The following is a 16,870-nucleotide window of genomic DNA, read 5'->3' as shown; positions in this document are numbered from 1 at the left end:
TTGATTTTTAATTTAAGTAAAGATAAGTTTTTAGGCTAAATACAAACAACAAAAAATCCGCATGAAGCGGATTTTTCTATTCACAATCTGAATAATTTCTATTATGCATATCAATTGACTAAAGGTGAATCACTTCGCCGTAAGCATCAGCCGCAGCTTCCATAATTGCCTCGCTCATCGTTGGGTGCGGGTGAATTGATTTAATGATCTCATGTCCGGTTGTTTCCAGTTTACGCGCTACAACTGCCTCGGCGATCATATCGGTAACGCCTGCGCCAATCATGTGGCAGCCCAGCCATTCGCCATATTTGGCGTCGAAAATTACTTTCACAAAACCATCTGGCGTTCCGGCAGCTTTAGCTTTTCCGGATGCTGTGAAAGGGAATTTTCCGATTTTGAGTTCGTATCCTTTTTCTTTCGCCTGTTTTTCGGTCAAGCCGACAGAAGCGATTTCAGGCGTGGCATACGTACAGCCAGGAATGTTTCCGTAATCGATTTTGTCTACATGCAAACCTGCGATCTTTTCCACGCAAGTAATGCCTTCGGCAGAAGCGACGTGCGCCAAAGCCTGGCCAGGAACTACGTCACCAATCGCATAATATCCGGGAATATTTGTCTGGTAGAAATCGTTCACTAAAATTTTATCACGATCGGTTGCGATGCCGCATTCTTCAAGTCCGATGTTTTCGATATTTGTTTTGATCCCAACTGCAGAAAGCAAAATTTCTGCTTCGATGATTTCTTCGCCTTTTGCCGTTTTTACGAATGCTTTTACACCGTTTCCGGTCGTATCGATTCTTTCTACAGCCGAATTGGTCATGATTTTCACACCCGCTTTTTTCATCGAACGCTCCATTTGTTTGGAAACGTCCTCATCTTCTAACGGAACGATGTTCGGCAAAAATTCAACAATAGTTACTTCAGTTCCCATAGAGTTGTAGAAGTGCGCAAATTCAACTCCGATGGCGCCTGAACCAACAACGATCATCGATTTTGGCTGTGTTGGCAAGTTCATCGCCTGCCTGTAACCGATGACTTTTTTCCCGTCTTGTGGAAGGTTCGGCAATTCGCGTGAACGTGCGCCGGTTGCAATAATGATATGATCGGCTGAATATTCGGTTGTGGTGCCGTCAACTGTCACGTCGATTTTCTTCCCCGGTTTTAATTTTCCGGTTCCCATGACAACGTCAATTTTATTTTTTTTCATCAGGAACTGGATCCCTTTGCTCATACCATCGGCAACGCCACGGGAACGTTGGATTACTGCTCCAAAGTCTTTGTCAAATTCATTTACGGTGAGTCCGTAATCCGCAGCATGCTTTAAATAATCAAAAACCTGAGCCGATTTTAGAAGTGCTTTCGTTGGGATACAACCCCAGTTTAAACAAATTCCGCCAAGGTTTTCTTTTTCTATGATCGCAGTTTTAAATCCGAGTTGTGCTGCTCTGATCGCTGCAACATATCCGCCCGGGCCGCTTCCTAAAACTATAATGTCGTATTTCATTTGGTATTTTTTTATTGTTTTAATGTTGGATGAAACACAAATTCAGGTGTTTCATTTTGCTTTAAATTTTCCGGTTACGAAATTAGTTATTTATTTGCTTACAGAAAAATTATTGGCCTGCGATATTGATTTCGCTTCAGCAATTATCGTGTTTGTCTTTCGGTTCTGGGATAGAAAGCCTTGCATTTGCGAAGCCATCATTTTCAATTGTGAAGTTATCCTTTGCATTTGCGAACTTACCCTTTGCATCTGCGAGCTTGCCCTTTGCATTTGCGAGCTTGCCTTTTGCGTTTGTGAACTGAGCTTTTACATTTGCGAGCTTACTCTCTGCGTTTGCGAGCTTACCCTTTGCGTTTGTCAAGCTATGCTTTTTAATTTGTAGTCACTTATTTGCCCTGTATCCCAATACTGATTTCTGGCTATTCCGCTATATTTATTCTTCCTCACGCGCTTCCACCAAAAACTGCGAATAATACAGGTTTTTGTAAAATCCGGTTTCACGGTTTAATAGTTCGGCGTGGCTTCCCTGTTCTACAATGTGGCCTTTGTCCATGACGACAATTTTATCGGCGTTTACGATTGTTGCCAATCTGTGCGCGATCACAATCGAAGTGCGCCCTTTGGTAATCGTTTCAGTCGCACGTTGGATCAATTCTTCAGAATATGTATCGATAGACGAGGTCGCTTCATCCAGAATCAAAATACTCGGATTGCTCACATACGCCCGAAGGAAAGCGATCAACTGACGCTGCCCTGACGACAACATCACGCCGCGTTCTTTTACATTATAATTGTAACCGTTTGGCAGGCTCATGATAAATTCGTGCACGCCAATGCGTTTAGCAGAAGTCACGACGTCTTCCATTGTAATTTCAGGATTATTCAGGGTGATGTTGTTCAGGATCGTATCTGCAAACAGGAAAACATCCTGTAAAACCACAGCGATTTGCTTCCTGATTGAAGCTAATGTATAGTCGTCAATGTTTTTTCCGTCTATACAAATTTCGCCGGCATTGATCTCGTAAAATCGGTTCAGCAAATTGATAATGGTAGATTTTCCTGCTCCGGTTGCGCCAACAATCGCAATGGTTTCTCCGGCTTTGACATTCAGGCTGATGCCTTTAATCACTTCTTCGCCTTCAATATATCCAAAATGCACGTCTTTAAAACTGATGTCGCCTTTAAAAACCGGTGCTTCATGCGTTCCGGTATCCTGAATCTGGTCTTTGGTATCGAGGATTTCAAACACGCGGTTCGCTGAAATCATTCCGAGTTGCATCTCATTAAACTTATCTGCAATCTGCCTGAGCGGGTTAAAAAGCATTCCAATGAACATCGTATACGTAAACAAATCCCCGAAAGTCGTGGTCGCATCGCCACCCAGAATCCGCGCGCCGCCATACCAAACGACAAATCCTAATGTCAGCGACGAAATGATATCGGCGATCGGGAAAAAGATCGAGTTGTATAAAATGGTCTTGATCCAGGCGTGGTTGTGTTTTTGGTTGATGACGCTGAATTTATCGGCCTCAATGTCTTCACGGTTAAACAATTGCACGATCTTCATTCCGGTTACGCGTTCCTGAACAAACGTGTTCATATTGGCCACCTGCGTGCGCACTTCTTCAAAAGCGAGTTGCATTTTTTTCTGGAAAACGCGTGTAATAATGACCAAAACTGGCATCGCAAGAATCACGATCCATGACAATTTCCAGTTCATGCAAAACATGAAAATCAGTACGATCACCATTTTTAAAAGGTCGCTGATGATCATGAACAAACCCTGGCTGAAAATCCGTGCAATCGATTCGATATCAGATACAGAACGCGTCACAAGCTGCCCAACCGGCGCATTGTCGTAATATTTCATCCTGAAACTCAGCATGTGCCTGAACAATTTGTTGCGGATGTCTTTCACAATATCCTGACCGAGCCAGTTGGCCCAGTACACAAAATAAAACTGCGAAAAAACCTCTGCCAGAAGCACGACAAACATCAAAACGATGTATGATAATAAGCCTTTTGCATCATGATGCTGAATGTAGCCATCCACGGTATGCTTCAGCAAATAGGGGCGAAGCGCTGCGAAAACCGACAACGCGATCGCGAAAAATACCACGCCATTGAACCGCCGCTGGTACGGTTTGGTATATTCCAGAATTCTTTTAAATATTTTGGTATCGAATGCTTTTGCTTTCATTTATTTTTTTTGGGAGCTGTTCCCGCTATCCGCTGCAATCTTTTTATTTTGTTCGTGCCTCACTAAAAATAAAAAGGATTTCCGCTTCTATCGGGGCTAGGACTCGGTATTTACGGCTGTTTCCGGTTTCAGAACAGCATTGTTGTTGCTATAATCGTATTTGATTTCCGTTAGATACAAACCGTGGGCAGGCACGGAAAATCCTGCTTCACTTCGTTTTTTGCTTTCGATGACGGCGTTGAAATCTTCGACTGAAAGTTTTCCAATGCCCACATTTATTAAAGTTCCGACAATCGCACGAACCATATTGCGGAGAAAGCGGTCGGCAGCAATTGTAAAGATGAGTTTGTCATTCTCCTGTTTCCAGAAAGCTTCGGTAATGTTGCAGTTGAAAGTATTTACATCGGTATGCACTTTTGAAAAACATTCGAAATCGGTGTGGCTTAATAATAATTTAGCCGCTTCGTTCATTTTTGAGACATCGAGTTTTTGCGGGCAATGCCAACTTAAATCCTGCAAGAAAACATTTTTAAATGTGTGGATGTGGTATTCGTATGTGCGTTTTTTTGCATCGAATCGCGCATGCGCATCATCGTGAACTGCGAAAACATCATAAAGAACAATGTCTTTTGGTAAAAATGAATTTGCTTTGTGGACTAAATTTTCGGGATCAAATGCTTTTTCGGTGTCGAAGTGCGCGAACATTTCCCTTGCGTGTACGCCGGTATCGGTGCGGCCAGCGCCCATGACATCGATTTCGGTGTTGAGTATGACAGACAGCGCTTTGTTCAGGGTTTCCTGCACAGAGGCCGCGTTTGGCTGGTATTGCCAACCGTGGTAATGGGTTCCGTTGTATGCCAGTTTTATAAAATACCTCAAAAGCTGTGTTGGTTTTAATCGGCTACAAAGATACTTAATTTAATGGTTTGGTTTCCCAGGTTGAAATGCAACAAAATGTTAATTCGGTTTTGAAACCAATTGTTTAATTTTACTGAAATTCCCTAGCCCTGATGGAAGCGGCATCCTTTTGTGCAGCGCAGCGGAGCAAAAGATATAGCGGACAGCAGGAAACAGCTCCTGATTTCTCTTTTCAGTCGAAATGACAATTAAGGAAAAATAATATTTGTATGAAAAAAATACTTCTGCTTTCGGATACGCACAGTTATATTGACGATACGATCTTGAAACATGCCGCGAATGCTGATGAGATCTGGCATGCTGGCGATATTGGCGATTTAGTTGTGACCGATATGCTCAAAAACATTAAGCCACTTCGTGCTGTTTATGGCAATATTGACGACGATAAAGCGCGGATGGAATTTCCGTTGCACAACCGTTTCATGTGTGAAGGCGTTGATGTTTGGATTACGCATATTGGCGGTTATCCCGGAAAATACAATCCGGCGGTTCGTGCCGAAATGGAGAAAAACCCGCCAAAATTATTCATTTGCGGGCATTCGCATATTTTAAAAGTGATGTTTGACAAAAAGTACAATTTGCTACACATGAATCCGGGTGCGACGGGAATTCATGGTTTCCATCAGGTTCGAACAATGTTGCGTTTTGTAATTGACGGCGATAAAATTAAAGACCTGGAGATTATTGAGACGCCGAAACGCGTTTGATCATTCAACAACCGGAATATTTAATGTTACGGTTGTGCCGTGGTCAGGTTTTGAATCGACTTTAAAAGTGCCATTCATATTTTGGATCCTGGCGCGGATTTGCGTGAGACCGAAACCTTCGTCGGTGGTTTTTGTAGTTTTAAAGCCTTTGCCGTTGTCTTTTACGGTGATTTTGAGTTGGCTTTTTTCTTCATTTATTGTAAGTTCAGCCTCAGTTGCTTCGCTGTGCTTGAGGATGTTGTTCAGCAATTCGGTGACGATAAAATAGACCTTCATTTCAAATTCTTCGTTGAATCTTTTGAACGTGAAAACGTTTCCGGAATATTCAAAATGCAGCAGCGAATTGGAATTTTTTTCGCACAAATCCTGCAAGGCATACAGCAATCCGAATTTCGCTAGCAATACCGGAAGCAATTCGTGTGACAAGTCACGCACTTTATCATGCGCTTCTTTTAAAATGGCGCGGGTCTTTGCAATTTCCTGCGAATCGGTTTTTGTAATCGCCGAAAAGGCGGAAAGGTGTAAGCCTGCTGAGGAAAGCTGCGCGCTGATGTTGTCGTGTAATACACTTGCGATTTTCTTGCGTTCCAGTTCCTGTCCGTCGATGGTGGCATTGATGATGTTTTGCTGAACGCGGCTTTCGATGTCTTTGAATTTATTTTTCTCCTTGAGGCGCATGTTCTGTAAAAAGAAATACAATAATATGGATAGTATGATGATCAGTGCGATGATGACGAGGAAAATCTTTTGGTTTTTTGATTGTTCTTCGAGGAGTTCCTGTTGGCGCTTTTTGTATTCGGTTTCGACTTTTTCGATTTGGTAGCGCGTTTCGGCGTCGCGAAGGTTGGAGTTGACTTTGTCCTGGTAGATGATGACCATATTATCGATATATTTCATCATGTATTTATTTGCAGTTTTAAAGTCATTCATTTGCTCATAGGCATACGATAAATTCAGATAGTCATCTGTTGCATCTTGAGAAATGGTGTCTTTTGGTGTTAATGCCAAGCTTTTAAGGTATTGTTCTTCTCCTTTTTTGAAATTTTTTTCAACGGTGAAATAATAATAGCCGAGATTGGCATAACAAACTTTGAGGTATTTTATCTTTCTGTTTTTACTGGCATAATAAATGGCCGTGTCAAGGTATTTTTTTGCAAGTTCTCCTTGACCAAATTTAAAATTATAGCTGGCATAATTGCTATAACTCCTATAAATCTGATCACTGTTTCCATTGTTCTTATATAAATCCTTAATGCTTTTCATGTAAAATCTAGCACTAGTTTCATTATTTTGTGCCATAGAATGTACAAAAAGGCCTTGTTGGCAATACGCTTTTAAAGTATCATTACCCAATTCCATTGCCATGTTTTCGGCGCTTTTAAAATATTTGTATGATTTGGTCTTGTCTAAAGTGAGTTGATAGACTTTTCCAATTTCGTTGAAGACTAGTACTTTTTCAAACTTAAGTTGTTTTTTCTCAGTAAATTTGAGTGTCTCAAACAGCACGCCTATTGCTTTTTGATGGTCGTTGAGTTTGAGGTAAATTTTACTTTTTTGGATGTTATTGGCACACCATTTATTATATAATTTGTTCTTAAATAAATAGTCTGACTGATTTATTGCATATTTTAAAGCTTTAAGGTCTTCATTTTTAGCTAAGTATATTCCAATAGAATCTGTAGCAGTTCTAGCTGAAATAGAACCACTACAGAAAAAAATGAAAATTATAAAAATCTTTAAATGATAAGTCTTAGATATTATCAACTGTAACTTTTGGCTTGTTTGACGTTTTTCCATCACAAATCTGAACAAAGTAGACACTAAGTTTACCATCAATAGGTGCTATCGTTACTTTGCATTGAACGAAAATATTTGAGGGTACAGTTTGTCCCGGCTGTAATTGTACGGTTATGTAATTAATCTTCAAAGAGATACTTTGTGAATACACACAATTATTAGGGATTTCAAAAGTAACATCAAAAGCGATTGCAGACTTGTATTCTACGCAATAGTTGGTAACGATATCCATTTCTTTATGTTTTATTGGTTAATTAAATTGTTTTTGAGTGCATATTTTACGAGTCCGATAGTGTTTTTGACTTCGAGTTTTTTCATCAGGTTTTTGCGGTGCGTTTCCACGGTATGGGAACTTATGGAAAGCGCTTCGCCGATTTCTTTTCCGCTGTATTCCATCGAAATCAGTTTAATGATCTCAAGTTCCCGCTCTGTTAAAACGGAATGGCTGTTGCTGCCGGAGTTGTTTTTCTGTGGATTTGCAAAGGATGCGAATATTTTATCGCGAACCGTTTTGCAATAATAAAATTCCCCATTTGCAACGGTATGTATGGCTTCGAGAATGTCTTCTCCGGCACATTGCTTCGTTAAATAGCCACTGGCGCCCAGTTTCATGACTTCTTTGATCAGTTTGATATCGTCATAACTCGACAGCACTATAATACGGAATGGGAACTCGTTTTGCGAATAATCTTTTAGCAAAGAGATGCCGTCTTTTTCAGGCATATTAATGTCTATCACCAGTATATCGGTCTTTGTTTTAACGGCATCGGCAATGACATTCAGGCCATTTGAAGCAGAACCTACAAATTCAAGATCAGAAGTAGTGGCCAACACAGATTTCATTCCGTCAATCAATACCTGATGATCGTCGGCCAGGAAAATGCGTATTTTCTTAGTGCTCATTCTTTTTGGTTCAGTTGCTCAAATTTAACACTTAAATCGATATAACCTAAGAGTATTTTTAGCAATTTTCAAATATATACAATCAAAAAAAACCCAGACATTGTCCAGGTTTTTCTTCGCACTAAATAAACTAAGTTTATAGGTTTATCTCAATCGGTCCACAGATTTTACGAGATCTTCATCCTTTTTGATGGCTTTGTTGGCCAACACTAAAAAAACGATAGAAACAATAGGTAGAAACATCCCAATACCTTTCTCTGAAACCATAACGGCTTCTCCAGATAAGTTTAGTGAGCGATATACAAATAATCCTAATAAAATTAAATTCAATATGATATTCAATCTGTTGATTACAAATTGATTTTGCCTCTTGGCGTATGATAAGATTGCGAGCAGAGATAAAGCGGCGCTCAATCCAAAAAATGCAGCATACAAAATGCTTTGCATAAAGTAGAAATCAACGTTGCCCTGAAGTGTCCAAAGCGGGAAAGCAAAGGGCAAAGCGCTACTTATAAGCAAGGCGGCAGCAAGGTAAACGGTTTGGATTCTCTGGATCATTTATGCTTTATTTGTTGCACAAAAATATATTTTCTTTTTGATAAATACTATTGCAACCTAAATTTTTATTCGTATTATTGCATAACAAAATCGTAAGTACTTCATTTTACGGCCCGTTTTAAGGATAAAAATCACTACCACTATTTCAATCTCCATATCAATTAAATTCAAATAACATTCATGTTTGATATTTCTGTATTAAAAGAAATGAAGCTACCTGAACTTCAGGATATCGCTAAATCTAAAAAAATAAAATTCAACGGTGTAAAGAAAGAGGTTTTGGTCAACCAGATTCTTGACCAGCAAGCTTCGGAACCAAAGGAAAATACATCCCCAACCGATGAGACTGCTGCCGAAAAACCTAAAAGAAACCGCATTGCAGCAGAGACTAAACCTGCAATCAGCAAAGCATCCAAAACCCTTTTTTCTGCTTCCGATGAGACTGCACCTGATGTTGTAGCTGAACCAAAGCAAGAAAATGACAATCAGCAGGCTAAAATCGAAACCGTACCAAAAGCGATAAAGTTTAAAAAAGCCGATTACGAAAAGAAAATTGCTCCAAAAAAACAGCAAGAGCCGGTTGCCAGGGATGAAGTTGCAGAACAACCCGCAGCAGAAAATACTGAACCAAAACAGCCTGAGAAGAAAATCAATCCAAACCAACTCCATAAGTTAGCTAAAAACAGCAACCAAAGTGGAAATGGCAACGGAAACCAAAATGCGAACAATCCGAACGCAAACAATCAGAATGCCAACAATCCAAACGCAAACAATCCGAACGCAAACGGAAACCAGGCTGCAAACGGAAACCAGGCTGCAAACGGAAACCAGGCTGCAAACGGAAACCAAAATCCAAATCAGAATCCAAACCAAAACGGGCCAAACGGCAACGTAAACCCGAATTTCAAAAATAAAAAAAGTAATAATTTCCGTGATGCCGATTTCGAATTCGACGGAATAATAGAAAGTGAAGGCGTACTCGAAATGATGCCCGATGGTTACGGTTTCCTGCGTTCTTCAGATTACAATTATCTTGCTTCACCTGATGATATTTATTTATCTGTTTCACAAATTAAGTTATTTGGTTTGAAAACCGGAGATACTGTAAAAGGTGTAGTAAGACCTCCGAAAGAAGGCGAGAAATTCTTCCCATTGGTGCGCGTTTTAAAAATCAACGGACACGATCCGCAAGTCGTTCGCGACAGGGTTTCATTTGAACATTTGACTCCGGTTTTTCCATCTGAAAAATTCAGGCTTGCAGAAAAGCAAAGTACGATTTCAACCAGGATCATCGATTTGTTTTCACCTATCGGAAAAGGCCAGCGCGGTATGATCGTAGCCCAGCCGAAAACCGGTAAAACGATGTTGCTGAAAGATATTGCCAATGCGATTGCTGCGAATCATCCCGAAGTGTACCTTTTGGTATTGTTGATTGATGAGCGACCGGAAGAAGTTACCGATATGCAGCGCAGCGTTAGGGGAGAAGTGATTGCTTCGACTTTTGACCGCGAACCACAGGAACACGTTAAAATTGCAAACATCGTTCTTGAAAAAGCAAAAAGATTGGTAGAATGCGGACATGATGTCGTGATCTTGCTCGACTCGATTACGCGTCTGGCCAGAGCTTATAATACGGTTCAGCCCGCTTCAGGAAAAGTGTTGAGTGGTGGTGTAGATGCCAATGCCTTGCAAAAGCCAAAACGTTTTTTCGGAGCTGCCAGAAATGTTGAAAATGGCGGATCGCTGAGCATTATCGCTACAGCATTAACCGAAACAGGCTCTAAAATGGACGAAGTGATCTTCGAAGAATTTAAAGGAACTGGAAACATGGAATTGCAATTGGACAGAAAAATTGCAAACAAACGGATTTTCCCTGCAATCGATCTTACTTCTTCAAGCACGCGACGCGACGATATGCTTCTTGATGAAAAAACATTGCAAAGAATGTGGATCATGAGAAAGTATTTGTCTGACATGAATCCTGTTGAAGCCATGGATTTCATTAACGACCGTTTCAAAAAGACACGCAACAACGAAGAATTCCTGATTTCTATGAATGATTAAATTTCTTAATTTTTATCATAAAAAAAGTCCCGTATGATTACGGGACTTTTTTATTTTCAGTTTATTTTTTCAGCACCTTGATGGTTTTGGCGTTCTGGTTTTCATCAGTAAAACGAATCAGGTAACTTCCGGTGTTGAAACTTGAAAGATCAATCTCAAAATCAAGGCTGTTGGCCGTTTCACGTTTCAGCAACTTGCCTTCAATACTGTAAATATGATACTCTTTTATGCTCTTTGCAGCTTTAATATGCAAGGCATTGATTACCGGATTTGGAGCATAATCAAAATTATCGAACACACCGCTGATTTCCTCATTTGCCAAAGTGGCGCAATTTATCGTTGCATCCCAGCCGCTGTAAGTCTGGCTCCCATCTGAATAAAAAGCAAATGTCAAAGCACCGCTTGCATGTGTCGAAGTAACTGATCCTGGCGAATTGCTGCCAAAAGATTGTGACAACCTCGGGAAAGTATGATCAGGCCCATCGTAAATGCTAAGGTAATCGCAGCAGCTTTCCAATTGGAAACTGTTAAACACGGCATTCACCTTTTTATCTGGCTGATCCGGATAAATGGTTGTCGTATAATTCTCTGCATCCTGATAAGTTCCAAACGGCCCGCCGGTGTCATAAAAATGATTTCCGGAACAATAATCGGGAGTGGTACAAATTTTTAACGGCCCGGCCCAACCTGAAGTTCCTGCGTTACAAACAGATCTTACATAAACGTAATAGCAAGTTCCGGGCAGCAATCCGTTGAATGCAAAAGAATTAACGGTCGTCGTGTAAAACTGTTCGTGCGGCACTTCTCCTTCAGGAACGATAGCGATCTGCCAGGAAGTAATTCCCGGAACATACGACCAGCTTGCAACAGCAGTAGTAGTCGAAACCGCACTCCCTATAAGGGAAATCGGATAGTTTAGACATGCGGCAGGCGCTTCACATAAAATACTAGCATCCCAGCCGGAGCTGGTTGAACTGCCATCCGAAGAGAACCTAAAAGTTAATGCACCTGTTGGATGCGTAGAAGTAAATACCTTTGGCTGGGTGTAGCTGAACAAAACTTCTCCTTGGTCGTTTGGCCCGTTGAAAACAGCCAATTGGTCACAGCAATTTTCCAATACCAGGCTGTTGAATATTGCTTTGACTTTTCCGCCGGATGTTTCAGGAAAGATACTTTTTACATAATTCTCTCCGTTCTGATAATTGCCGCTCACTCCGCCTGTATCGTAAAAATGTACGCCATTGCAATAATCCGGCTGGGTGCAAAAATTATATGGGCCAACCCACAACGAAGGCCCGTCGGTACACATTGACCGCACAAAAATGTTCTGACAGGAATTCAATGCAAGATCAGTGAAAGTAAAAGAATTGGTATTGCAAACCGTTCCTGGCCCCGTAGGGGAAGCACCATTTGGTAATTTTAATATTTCCCATTGTGTCGCTGCTGAATTTTCAGACCATGAAACGGTAACCGTAGATGTAGTCGCATTTGTGAGCATCACATTTGTTGGCGGATTGACACATGGAGGCATTGGTTCGCAGATAATTGTTGCATCCCAGCCGGAAAGTGTTGTATCACTGTAGGAATAAAATACAAATGTCAGTGCGCCGGAAGCATGCGTAGAGGCAAACGTTGTAGGTGCTGCCGAATTTCCATAACTGTTATACAATACCGGTGAAGAGGTATTAGACCCATTGTATATAACCATAGAAGCACAACAGTTGGCAATGTTAAAACTATTGAAAACCGCCCGAATCCTGTCATTTGGATTATCGGGTGAAATGGTGGTCATTTTATATTCGTTAGGAAGATAATTCGCTGTTGGGCCGCCACTGTCATAAAAGTGATCGCCGCCACAATAATCCGGAAGGGTACAAAATTTATAAGGGCCGGTCCAGTCTGAAGGGCCATTCGTGCAAACAGATTTTACATAAACATCATAACAGGTATTTTTTGTTAAGCCTGTGGCGTAGTAAGGTTTAATGTTCGTAGTAATACCGGTGCCTGTAGGAGCAGTTCCGGTGGGAACCACTTCAACCATCCAGGAATTGCTGCCGGAATTTTCAAACCAATCCACTGTAGCAGTTGTTTTTGAGATGTTGTATACGTCAATGTCAGTTGGCCTGTTCGGGCAAGGAGGCATTGGCTCACAAACAATTGTTGCATCCCAGCCTGAACGCGGTGTGCTGCCGTAAGAATAAAACGCAAAAGTCAATGCCCCGGTCGGATAGGTTGAAACCAAAGTTTGCGGAGTTGGAGTCTGATCTGAATACGAATACAGCAACTGCGAAAAAGTATTTGTTCCATTGTAAACAGAAAATCCGGAACAACATTCTTCGATTGAGAAAGTATTGAAAATAGCTTTTATACGTTCCCCGTCATGATCAGGGTAAATGGTAGTCACGCTGTAATTTGTCGGAATATAATTTCCATCAGGCCCTCCGTTGTCATAGAAATGATCGCCTGCACAATAATCTGGAATCGTGCAAAATTGATACGGGCCTGTCCATGTTGATGATCCATCCGAACAGTTGGAACGCACATAAATATCATAACACGTATCTTTCTGAAGTCCGGTAACGTTGTGGAAATAATTGTTGGTTACCCTATTGCCAATGCCAGTTGGAACGGCATTTCGTAGAACAATTTCAACATCCCATGAAACTGCATTTGAATTTTCTGCCCAGGACAAAATGGCAGACGTAGATTTTATCTGATCAGCAAAAATATTTGTCGGCGGGTTGGCACATGGTGGCATAGGCTCACAAACGATTGTCGCATCCCAGCCTGCAGCAGTTGAATTGTATCCGGAATAAAATACGAAAGTCAGCGATCCGTCATAATAAGTTGAGGCTACAGACGGCGGCATATTTCCGGTGGTGCCACGATACAGCAGGTTTCCGTTAAAAGACGGCCCGTTGTAAATGTCTAAAGCATCGCAGCATTCCTGCCCGAGATCAAGACTATTGAATGTAGCACGTATGCGTTGTCCCGGAGCATCTGGAAAAATTTGTTTTTGATAATATTCATTGGGCTGGTAATTCCCCGTTAGGCCTCCGGTATCATAAAAATGATCGCCACCGCAGAAATCCGGAGTGGTGCAAAATGAAAATGGGCCTGTCCATGATGAAGGGCCGTTTGCACAAACTGACCTGATATAAAAATCATAACAGGTATTTTTAATAAGCCCTGCTACAGGATAAGGTTTGGTGTTCGTAATGGTTCCAGTACCGGTTGGCACCTGATCTTTCAATACAATTTCGACTTCCCACGAAACCGGATTTACATAATCATACCATGCGATTGTAGCAGTTGTCGCGTTCACGCTTGTTACAAAAGGCTGAACCGGGGAATATGGGCAAGGCGGAAGCGGTTCACAGATGATTTCAGCATCCCAGCCAGTTGAATTTTCATTGCCATTGGATGTAAATTTAAAAGTCAGCGCACCCGATTCATGATTTGAAACGACAGTTCCGGGAGGATTGCCCCAGTAACTGGCATAGATAATCTGGGAGTTTGTATTTGGACCATTGTAAATTTCAAGATTGTCCTGATAATCTAATAAGTTCATATTAAGGAATCGCGCTTTAATCCTGTCACCTAGATTTTCAGGATAAATAGTGGTGATTTTTTGCTCGTTGTCCGGATAATTGTTTGTAGCGCCGCCCGTATCATAGAAATGCGCGCCATTGCAGTAATCGGGCTGGGTGCAAAAAGTATAAGGCCCGGTCCATACAGGTGCGCTGTCAATACAACTGAGTAACACATAAGCGTCGTAACAGGTATTTGAATTCAAGCCTGTTACCGTAAACGGATTTGTCGCTACAGTAATTGCAGGGCCTGAAGGCAAATTGCCTTGGGGTACAACCCTAAGCTGCCATGAGGATGCAGCAGCCTGTTCTGTCCAGCTGATGGTAGCTGTTGTTGAGTTGGTTCGTAAAACTGTAAAATCAGTCAAGGCGAGACAACTCGTAATAAATGAAACCGGTGTTGAATAATTTCCGGATGCGCAACCGTTTTTGCCTTTTACGCGCCAGAAATACCTGTTGTTGTTTTTTAAAGTTAAAGCAGCATACATGTTTGAAAATACCGTTGCAGTTTCGATTATCGGATCAAAATCAGCTGAAGCTGCAATCTGAATTTCGTAGCTTTCGGCTATGGCATCGGCTGTCCATGAAAAGTTTACCGGATTGCTAATCCCGACGGCATTGTTGGTAGGAAGCAGTGGCGTGATCGTTGAAAAATCCGATGATAAGACTTTTAAAACAAGGTTCATCTCGAATTCATCCGACGCAGACTGCCCTTTGATGGAGAAAGGGTAATTTCCTAATGCCAATTGGTCCAGGCCATTTAAAGTCAGCACAAACGGTCCGGAAGCCAACAAGAGCTGCGGACTGAATGCGGCAGTAACGCCATTGGGAAGGTTCAAAGCAGACAAAGCCACGGTTCCGCTAAATTCAGATTTGGTATTTAACTGAAATGGGATGGTTGCCGTATTGCTTCCCCTACAAATGCTTTTCGTACTTTCATTTGTTGTAAACCAGAAATCGGTAACGGTATTCCCCGAAATGATCAAAGAATATCGTTGGGCATTATTCAACAAAACGCCTTTATGCGACACTGTCACGACATAATTTCCGGAAGGGTTCTGGATTTCCTGTTTTTCGACATTGTCAACGGTATTGTCAGATTTTGTGGCTGCCGCCGATGGCAAGGCCGGGTCGAGTTTCCACGGTAAAAATGTATCTGTTCCCCTAGTAATTCTGATGTCGAGATCATTAACTAGGCTTGGCGTATTGAGGTCGATGGTTTGGGCCGGAATGTTTCCTTTTGGATCTGTCCACGATAAAGTCGCAACAAGCGGTTCATTTCCAATAGCTTTGACCGCAAGGGAAAACGTTTCGCCCTGTTGCAGGTTATTTTCCTGAATATATGCCTGGTTGCCGTTTTTAGTGATGACATCCGCAGCTTTTTCGGCATTAATTAACCCGTATCCAAATGCGTAATCAGGCCCCGGATTTGTACCGGCTTCGTCTGCAGTATGAATCATCAGCCCACGCAAAGTAGCCGCCCGCATAAATGAATTGTTGCGCTGGTTGTAGTATTGCTGGAGCAGGAGCAAAGTGCCGCTTACGCTTGGCGAAGCCATAGAAGTTCCTGAAAGAACGCCATATCCTGTATTGGAATCATCAACTGCTGAGAATGTATTCACGCCTTTCGCCGAAATATCGGGCTTGATCCGGCCGTCATCTGTTGGGCCCCAACTGCTGAATTCAGACATGACTACAGTTTCCGGCCCGGTATAATCCTGCACTTCATTTACAGCTGCCACCGTGATTCCGTTTTTACTCACACCATGGCCGCTGATGAGATCGTAGCCATTTTTCCCGGTATTGAAATCATTTCTGCTGTTTCCTGCAGCGCAGACAAACTGGTAATAGGGAGCGAAGAACATGATATCATCTATTGTTTGTGCCGATTCGTTGTATTTTCCCCATTGGTACGCTTCCATAAAATACGGATTTATGCCGTAAGAATGATTGGATAACAGCAATCCATTGGCTGCGGCCACAGCAATTTCTGCAAGATCATTGCTCCAGTCGTAAGATTGCATGTTCGACTTAAAAGCCATTCCACGTGCTGCACCGTTCTGAAATTGATCTGAACCCATGATTGTCCCGGCGACATGCGTAGAATGATAATGTGTCTCGGCGGTATTGTCCATGATTTGTACGCGCCCGCTAAAAAGCTGGTGTGAATGCAAAGCAGCACCGGCATCCCAAACGGCAGAAGTCATGTTTTCTCCCTGAATGTTAAGCCCAAGTCCACCGTCAGTATACAATTTATTGGCACGTGACGTCACTCCTGCGCCGCGGTTGAATGTAGTGTAATAGATTGGTTTTAAACGGTCTGAAACCCCTACAAGCACAGAAAAATCATCTTTAGTCTTTATTTCTTTGGGCCAGTTGTACTGTTTTGCCAGATCATTTGCGAGCTTCCTGTTCTCTTTAAAAAAGGCTTCCTGTTTTTTAGAGATGCTTTGAAGCGCTTTGACATCCGATTTTGCAGCAATCACTACTTTTTGCTTTTCATTTTGAGCAGACATGAAAAAGGGCAAAAGGATCAGAAGAAAGTATATTTTTTTCATTTTTGAGTCTTTGGAAAAAATTCGTTTTTAAGAAAATTTTAAGATTTGGAATCAAAAATAAAACAATCATC

At 41.7% G+C, this 16,870-nt stretch carries 11 protein-coding genes; 2 read left to right on the top strand and 9 right to left on the bottom strand.

The window, feature by feature from the left end; genetic code table 11:
* Positions 1-118: 118 nt before the first annotated feature.
* The 4 genes from lpdA to truA all read right to left on the bottom strand — a co-directional run bounded on the left by lpdA (position 119) and on the right by truA (position 4,583).
* Positions 119-1,504 carry a dihydrolipoyl dehydrogenase gene (gene lpdA, locus BLS32_RS16185; protein WP_091398339.1) on the bottom strand — a complete coding sequence of 462 codons (1,386 nt, stop codon included), beginning with the start codon at positions 1,502-1,504 and terminating at the stop codon, positions 119-121.
* 136 nt (positions 1,505-1,640) lie between these two features.
* Positions 1,641-1,865: a hypothetical protein gene (locus tag BLS32_RS16180; RefSeq protein WP_091398336.1), complete on the bottom strand. Its 225-nt coding sequence runs from the start codon at positions 1,863-1,865 to the stop codon at positions 1,641-1,643.
* A 72-nt stretch (positions 1,866-1,937) separates the two neighbouring features.
* The gene (locus BLS32_RS16175) at positions 1,938-3,704 is read right to left on the bottom strand and encodes an ABC transporter ATP-binding protein (RefSeq protein ID WP_091398333.1); all 1,767 of its coding nucleotides are present in this window, start codon (positions 3,702-3,704) and stop codon (positions 1,938-1,940) included.
* Positions 3,705-3,800: 96 nt separating this feature from the next.
* Entirely contained in the window at positions 3,801-4,583 is a 783-nt protein-coding gene (truA, locus tag BLS32_RS16170) for a tRNA pseudouridine(38-40) synthase TruA (protein ID WP_091398330.1), read from the bottom strand.
* A gap of 248 nt (positions 4,584-4,831) precedes the next feature.
* Here truA and BLS32_RS16165 point away from each other — a divergent pair, with 248 nt between their 5' ends.
* Entirely contained in the window at positions 4,832-5,329 is a 498-nt protein-coding gene (locus tag BLS32_RS16165) for a metallophosphoesterase family protein (RefSeq protein ID WP_091398327.1), read from the top strand.
* Here the strand turns inward: BLS32_RS16165 and BLS32_RS16160 are convergent, their stop codons facing one another.
* The 4 genes from BLS32_RS16160 to BLS32_RS16150 all read right to left on the bottom strand — a co-directional run bounded on the left by BLS32_RS16160 (position 5,330) and on the right by BLS32_RS16150 (position 8,587).
* Positions 5,330-6,835: an ATP-binding protein gene (locus BLS32_RS16160; protein ID WP_170227607.1), complete on the bottom strand. Its 1,506-nt coding sequence runs from the start codon at positions 6,833-6,835 to the stop codon at positions 5,330-5,332. It lies immediately after the preceding gene.
* 244 nt (positions 6,836-7,079) lie between these two features.
* Positions 7,080-7,358, bottom strand: a complete 279-nt coding sequence (locus BLS32_RS18645) for a hypothetical protein (protein ID WP_170227606.1) — start codon at positions 7,356-7,358, stop codon at positions 7,080-7,082.
* A gap of 11 nt (positions 7,359-7,369) precedes the next feature.
* Entirely contained in the window at positions 7,370-8,029 is a 660-nt protein-coding gene (locus tag BLS32_RS16155) for a response regulator (RefSeq protein ID WP_091398320.1), read from the bottom strand.
* A 144-nt stretch (positions 8,030-8,173) separates the two neighbouring features.
* Positions 8,174-8,587, bottom strand: a complete 414-nt coding sequence (locus BLS32_RS16150) for a DUF4293 family protein (protein ID WP_091398318.1) — start codon at positions 8,585-8,587, stop codon at positions 8,174-8,176.
* A 180-nt stretch (positions 8,588-8,767) separates the two neighbouring features.
* Between BLS32_RS16150 and rho the strand changes: the two genes are divergently transcribed.
* Positions 8,768-10,651, top strand: coding sequence for a transcription termination factor Rho (gene rho, locus BLS32_RS16145; protein ID WP_091398316.1), 1,884 nt, complete (start codon positions 8,768-8,770; stop codon positions 10,649-10,651).
* Positions 10,652-10,712: 61 nt separating this feature from the next.
* Here rho and BLS32_RS16140 read toward each other — a convergent pair whose 3' ends face one another.
* Positions 10,713-16,799: a S8 family serine peptidase gene (locus tag BLS32_RS16140; protein WP_091398313.1), complete on the bottom strand. Its 6,087-nt coding sequence runs from the start codon at positions 16,797-16,799 to the stop codon at positions 10,713-10,715.
* Positions 16,800-16,870 lie beyond the last annotated feature (71 nt).

This window comes from Flavobacterium noncentrifugens (genome assembly GCF_900100375.1).
Taxonomy (GTDB): domain Bacteria; phylum Bacteroidota; class Bacteroidia; order Flavobacteriales; family Flavobacteriaceae; genus Flavobacterium; species Flavobacterium noncentrifugens.
Note: the sequence above shows the minus strand (reverse complement) of the source record. Positions and strands in the feature narration are given on the sequence as shown.

Bases quoted from the DNA above. Each gene is read 5' to 3' on its own strand.
- BLS32_RS16165 (WP_091398327.1), top strand. From the start codon at position 4,832: ATGAAAAAAATACTTCTGCTTTCGGATACGCACAGTTATATTGACGAT.
- BLS32_RS16155 (WP_091398320.1), bottom strand. From the start codon at position 8,029: ATGAGCACTAAGAAAATACGCATTTTCCTGGCCGACGATCATCAGGTA.
- BLS32_RS16175 (WP_091398333.1), bottom strand. From the start codon at position 3,704: ATGAAAGCAAAAGCATTCGATACCAAAATATTTAAAAGAATTCTGGAA.
- BLS32_RS16140 (WP_091398313.1), bottom strand. From the start codon at position 16,799: ATGAAAAAAATATACTTTCTTCTGATCCTTTTGCCCTTTTTCATGTCT.
- lpdA (WP_091398339.1), bottom strand. From the start codon at position 1,504: ATGAAATACGACATTATAGTTTTAGGAAGCGGCCCGGGCGGATATGTT.
- BLS32_RS18645 (WP_170227606.1), bottom strand. From the start codon at position 7,358: ATGGATATCGTTACCAACTATTGCGTAGAATACAAGTCTGCAATCGCT.
- rho (WP_091398316.1), top strand. From the start codon at position 8,768: ATGTTTGATATTTCTGTATTAAAAGAAATGAAGCTACCTGAACTTCAG.
- BLS32_RS16150 (WP_091398318.1), bottom strand. From the start codon at position 8,587: ATGATCCAGAGAATCCAAACCGTTTACCTTGCTGCCGCCTTGCTTATA.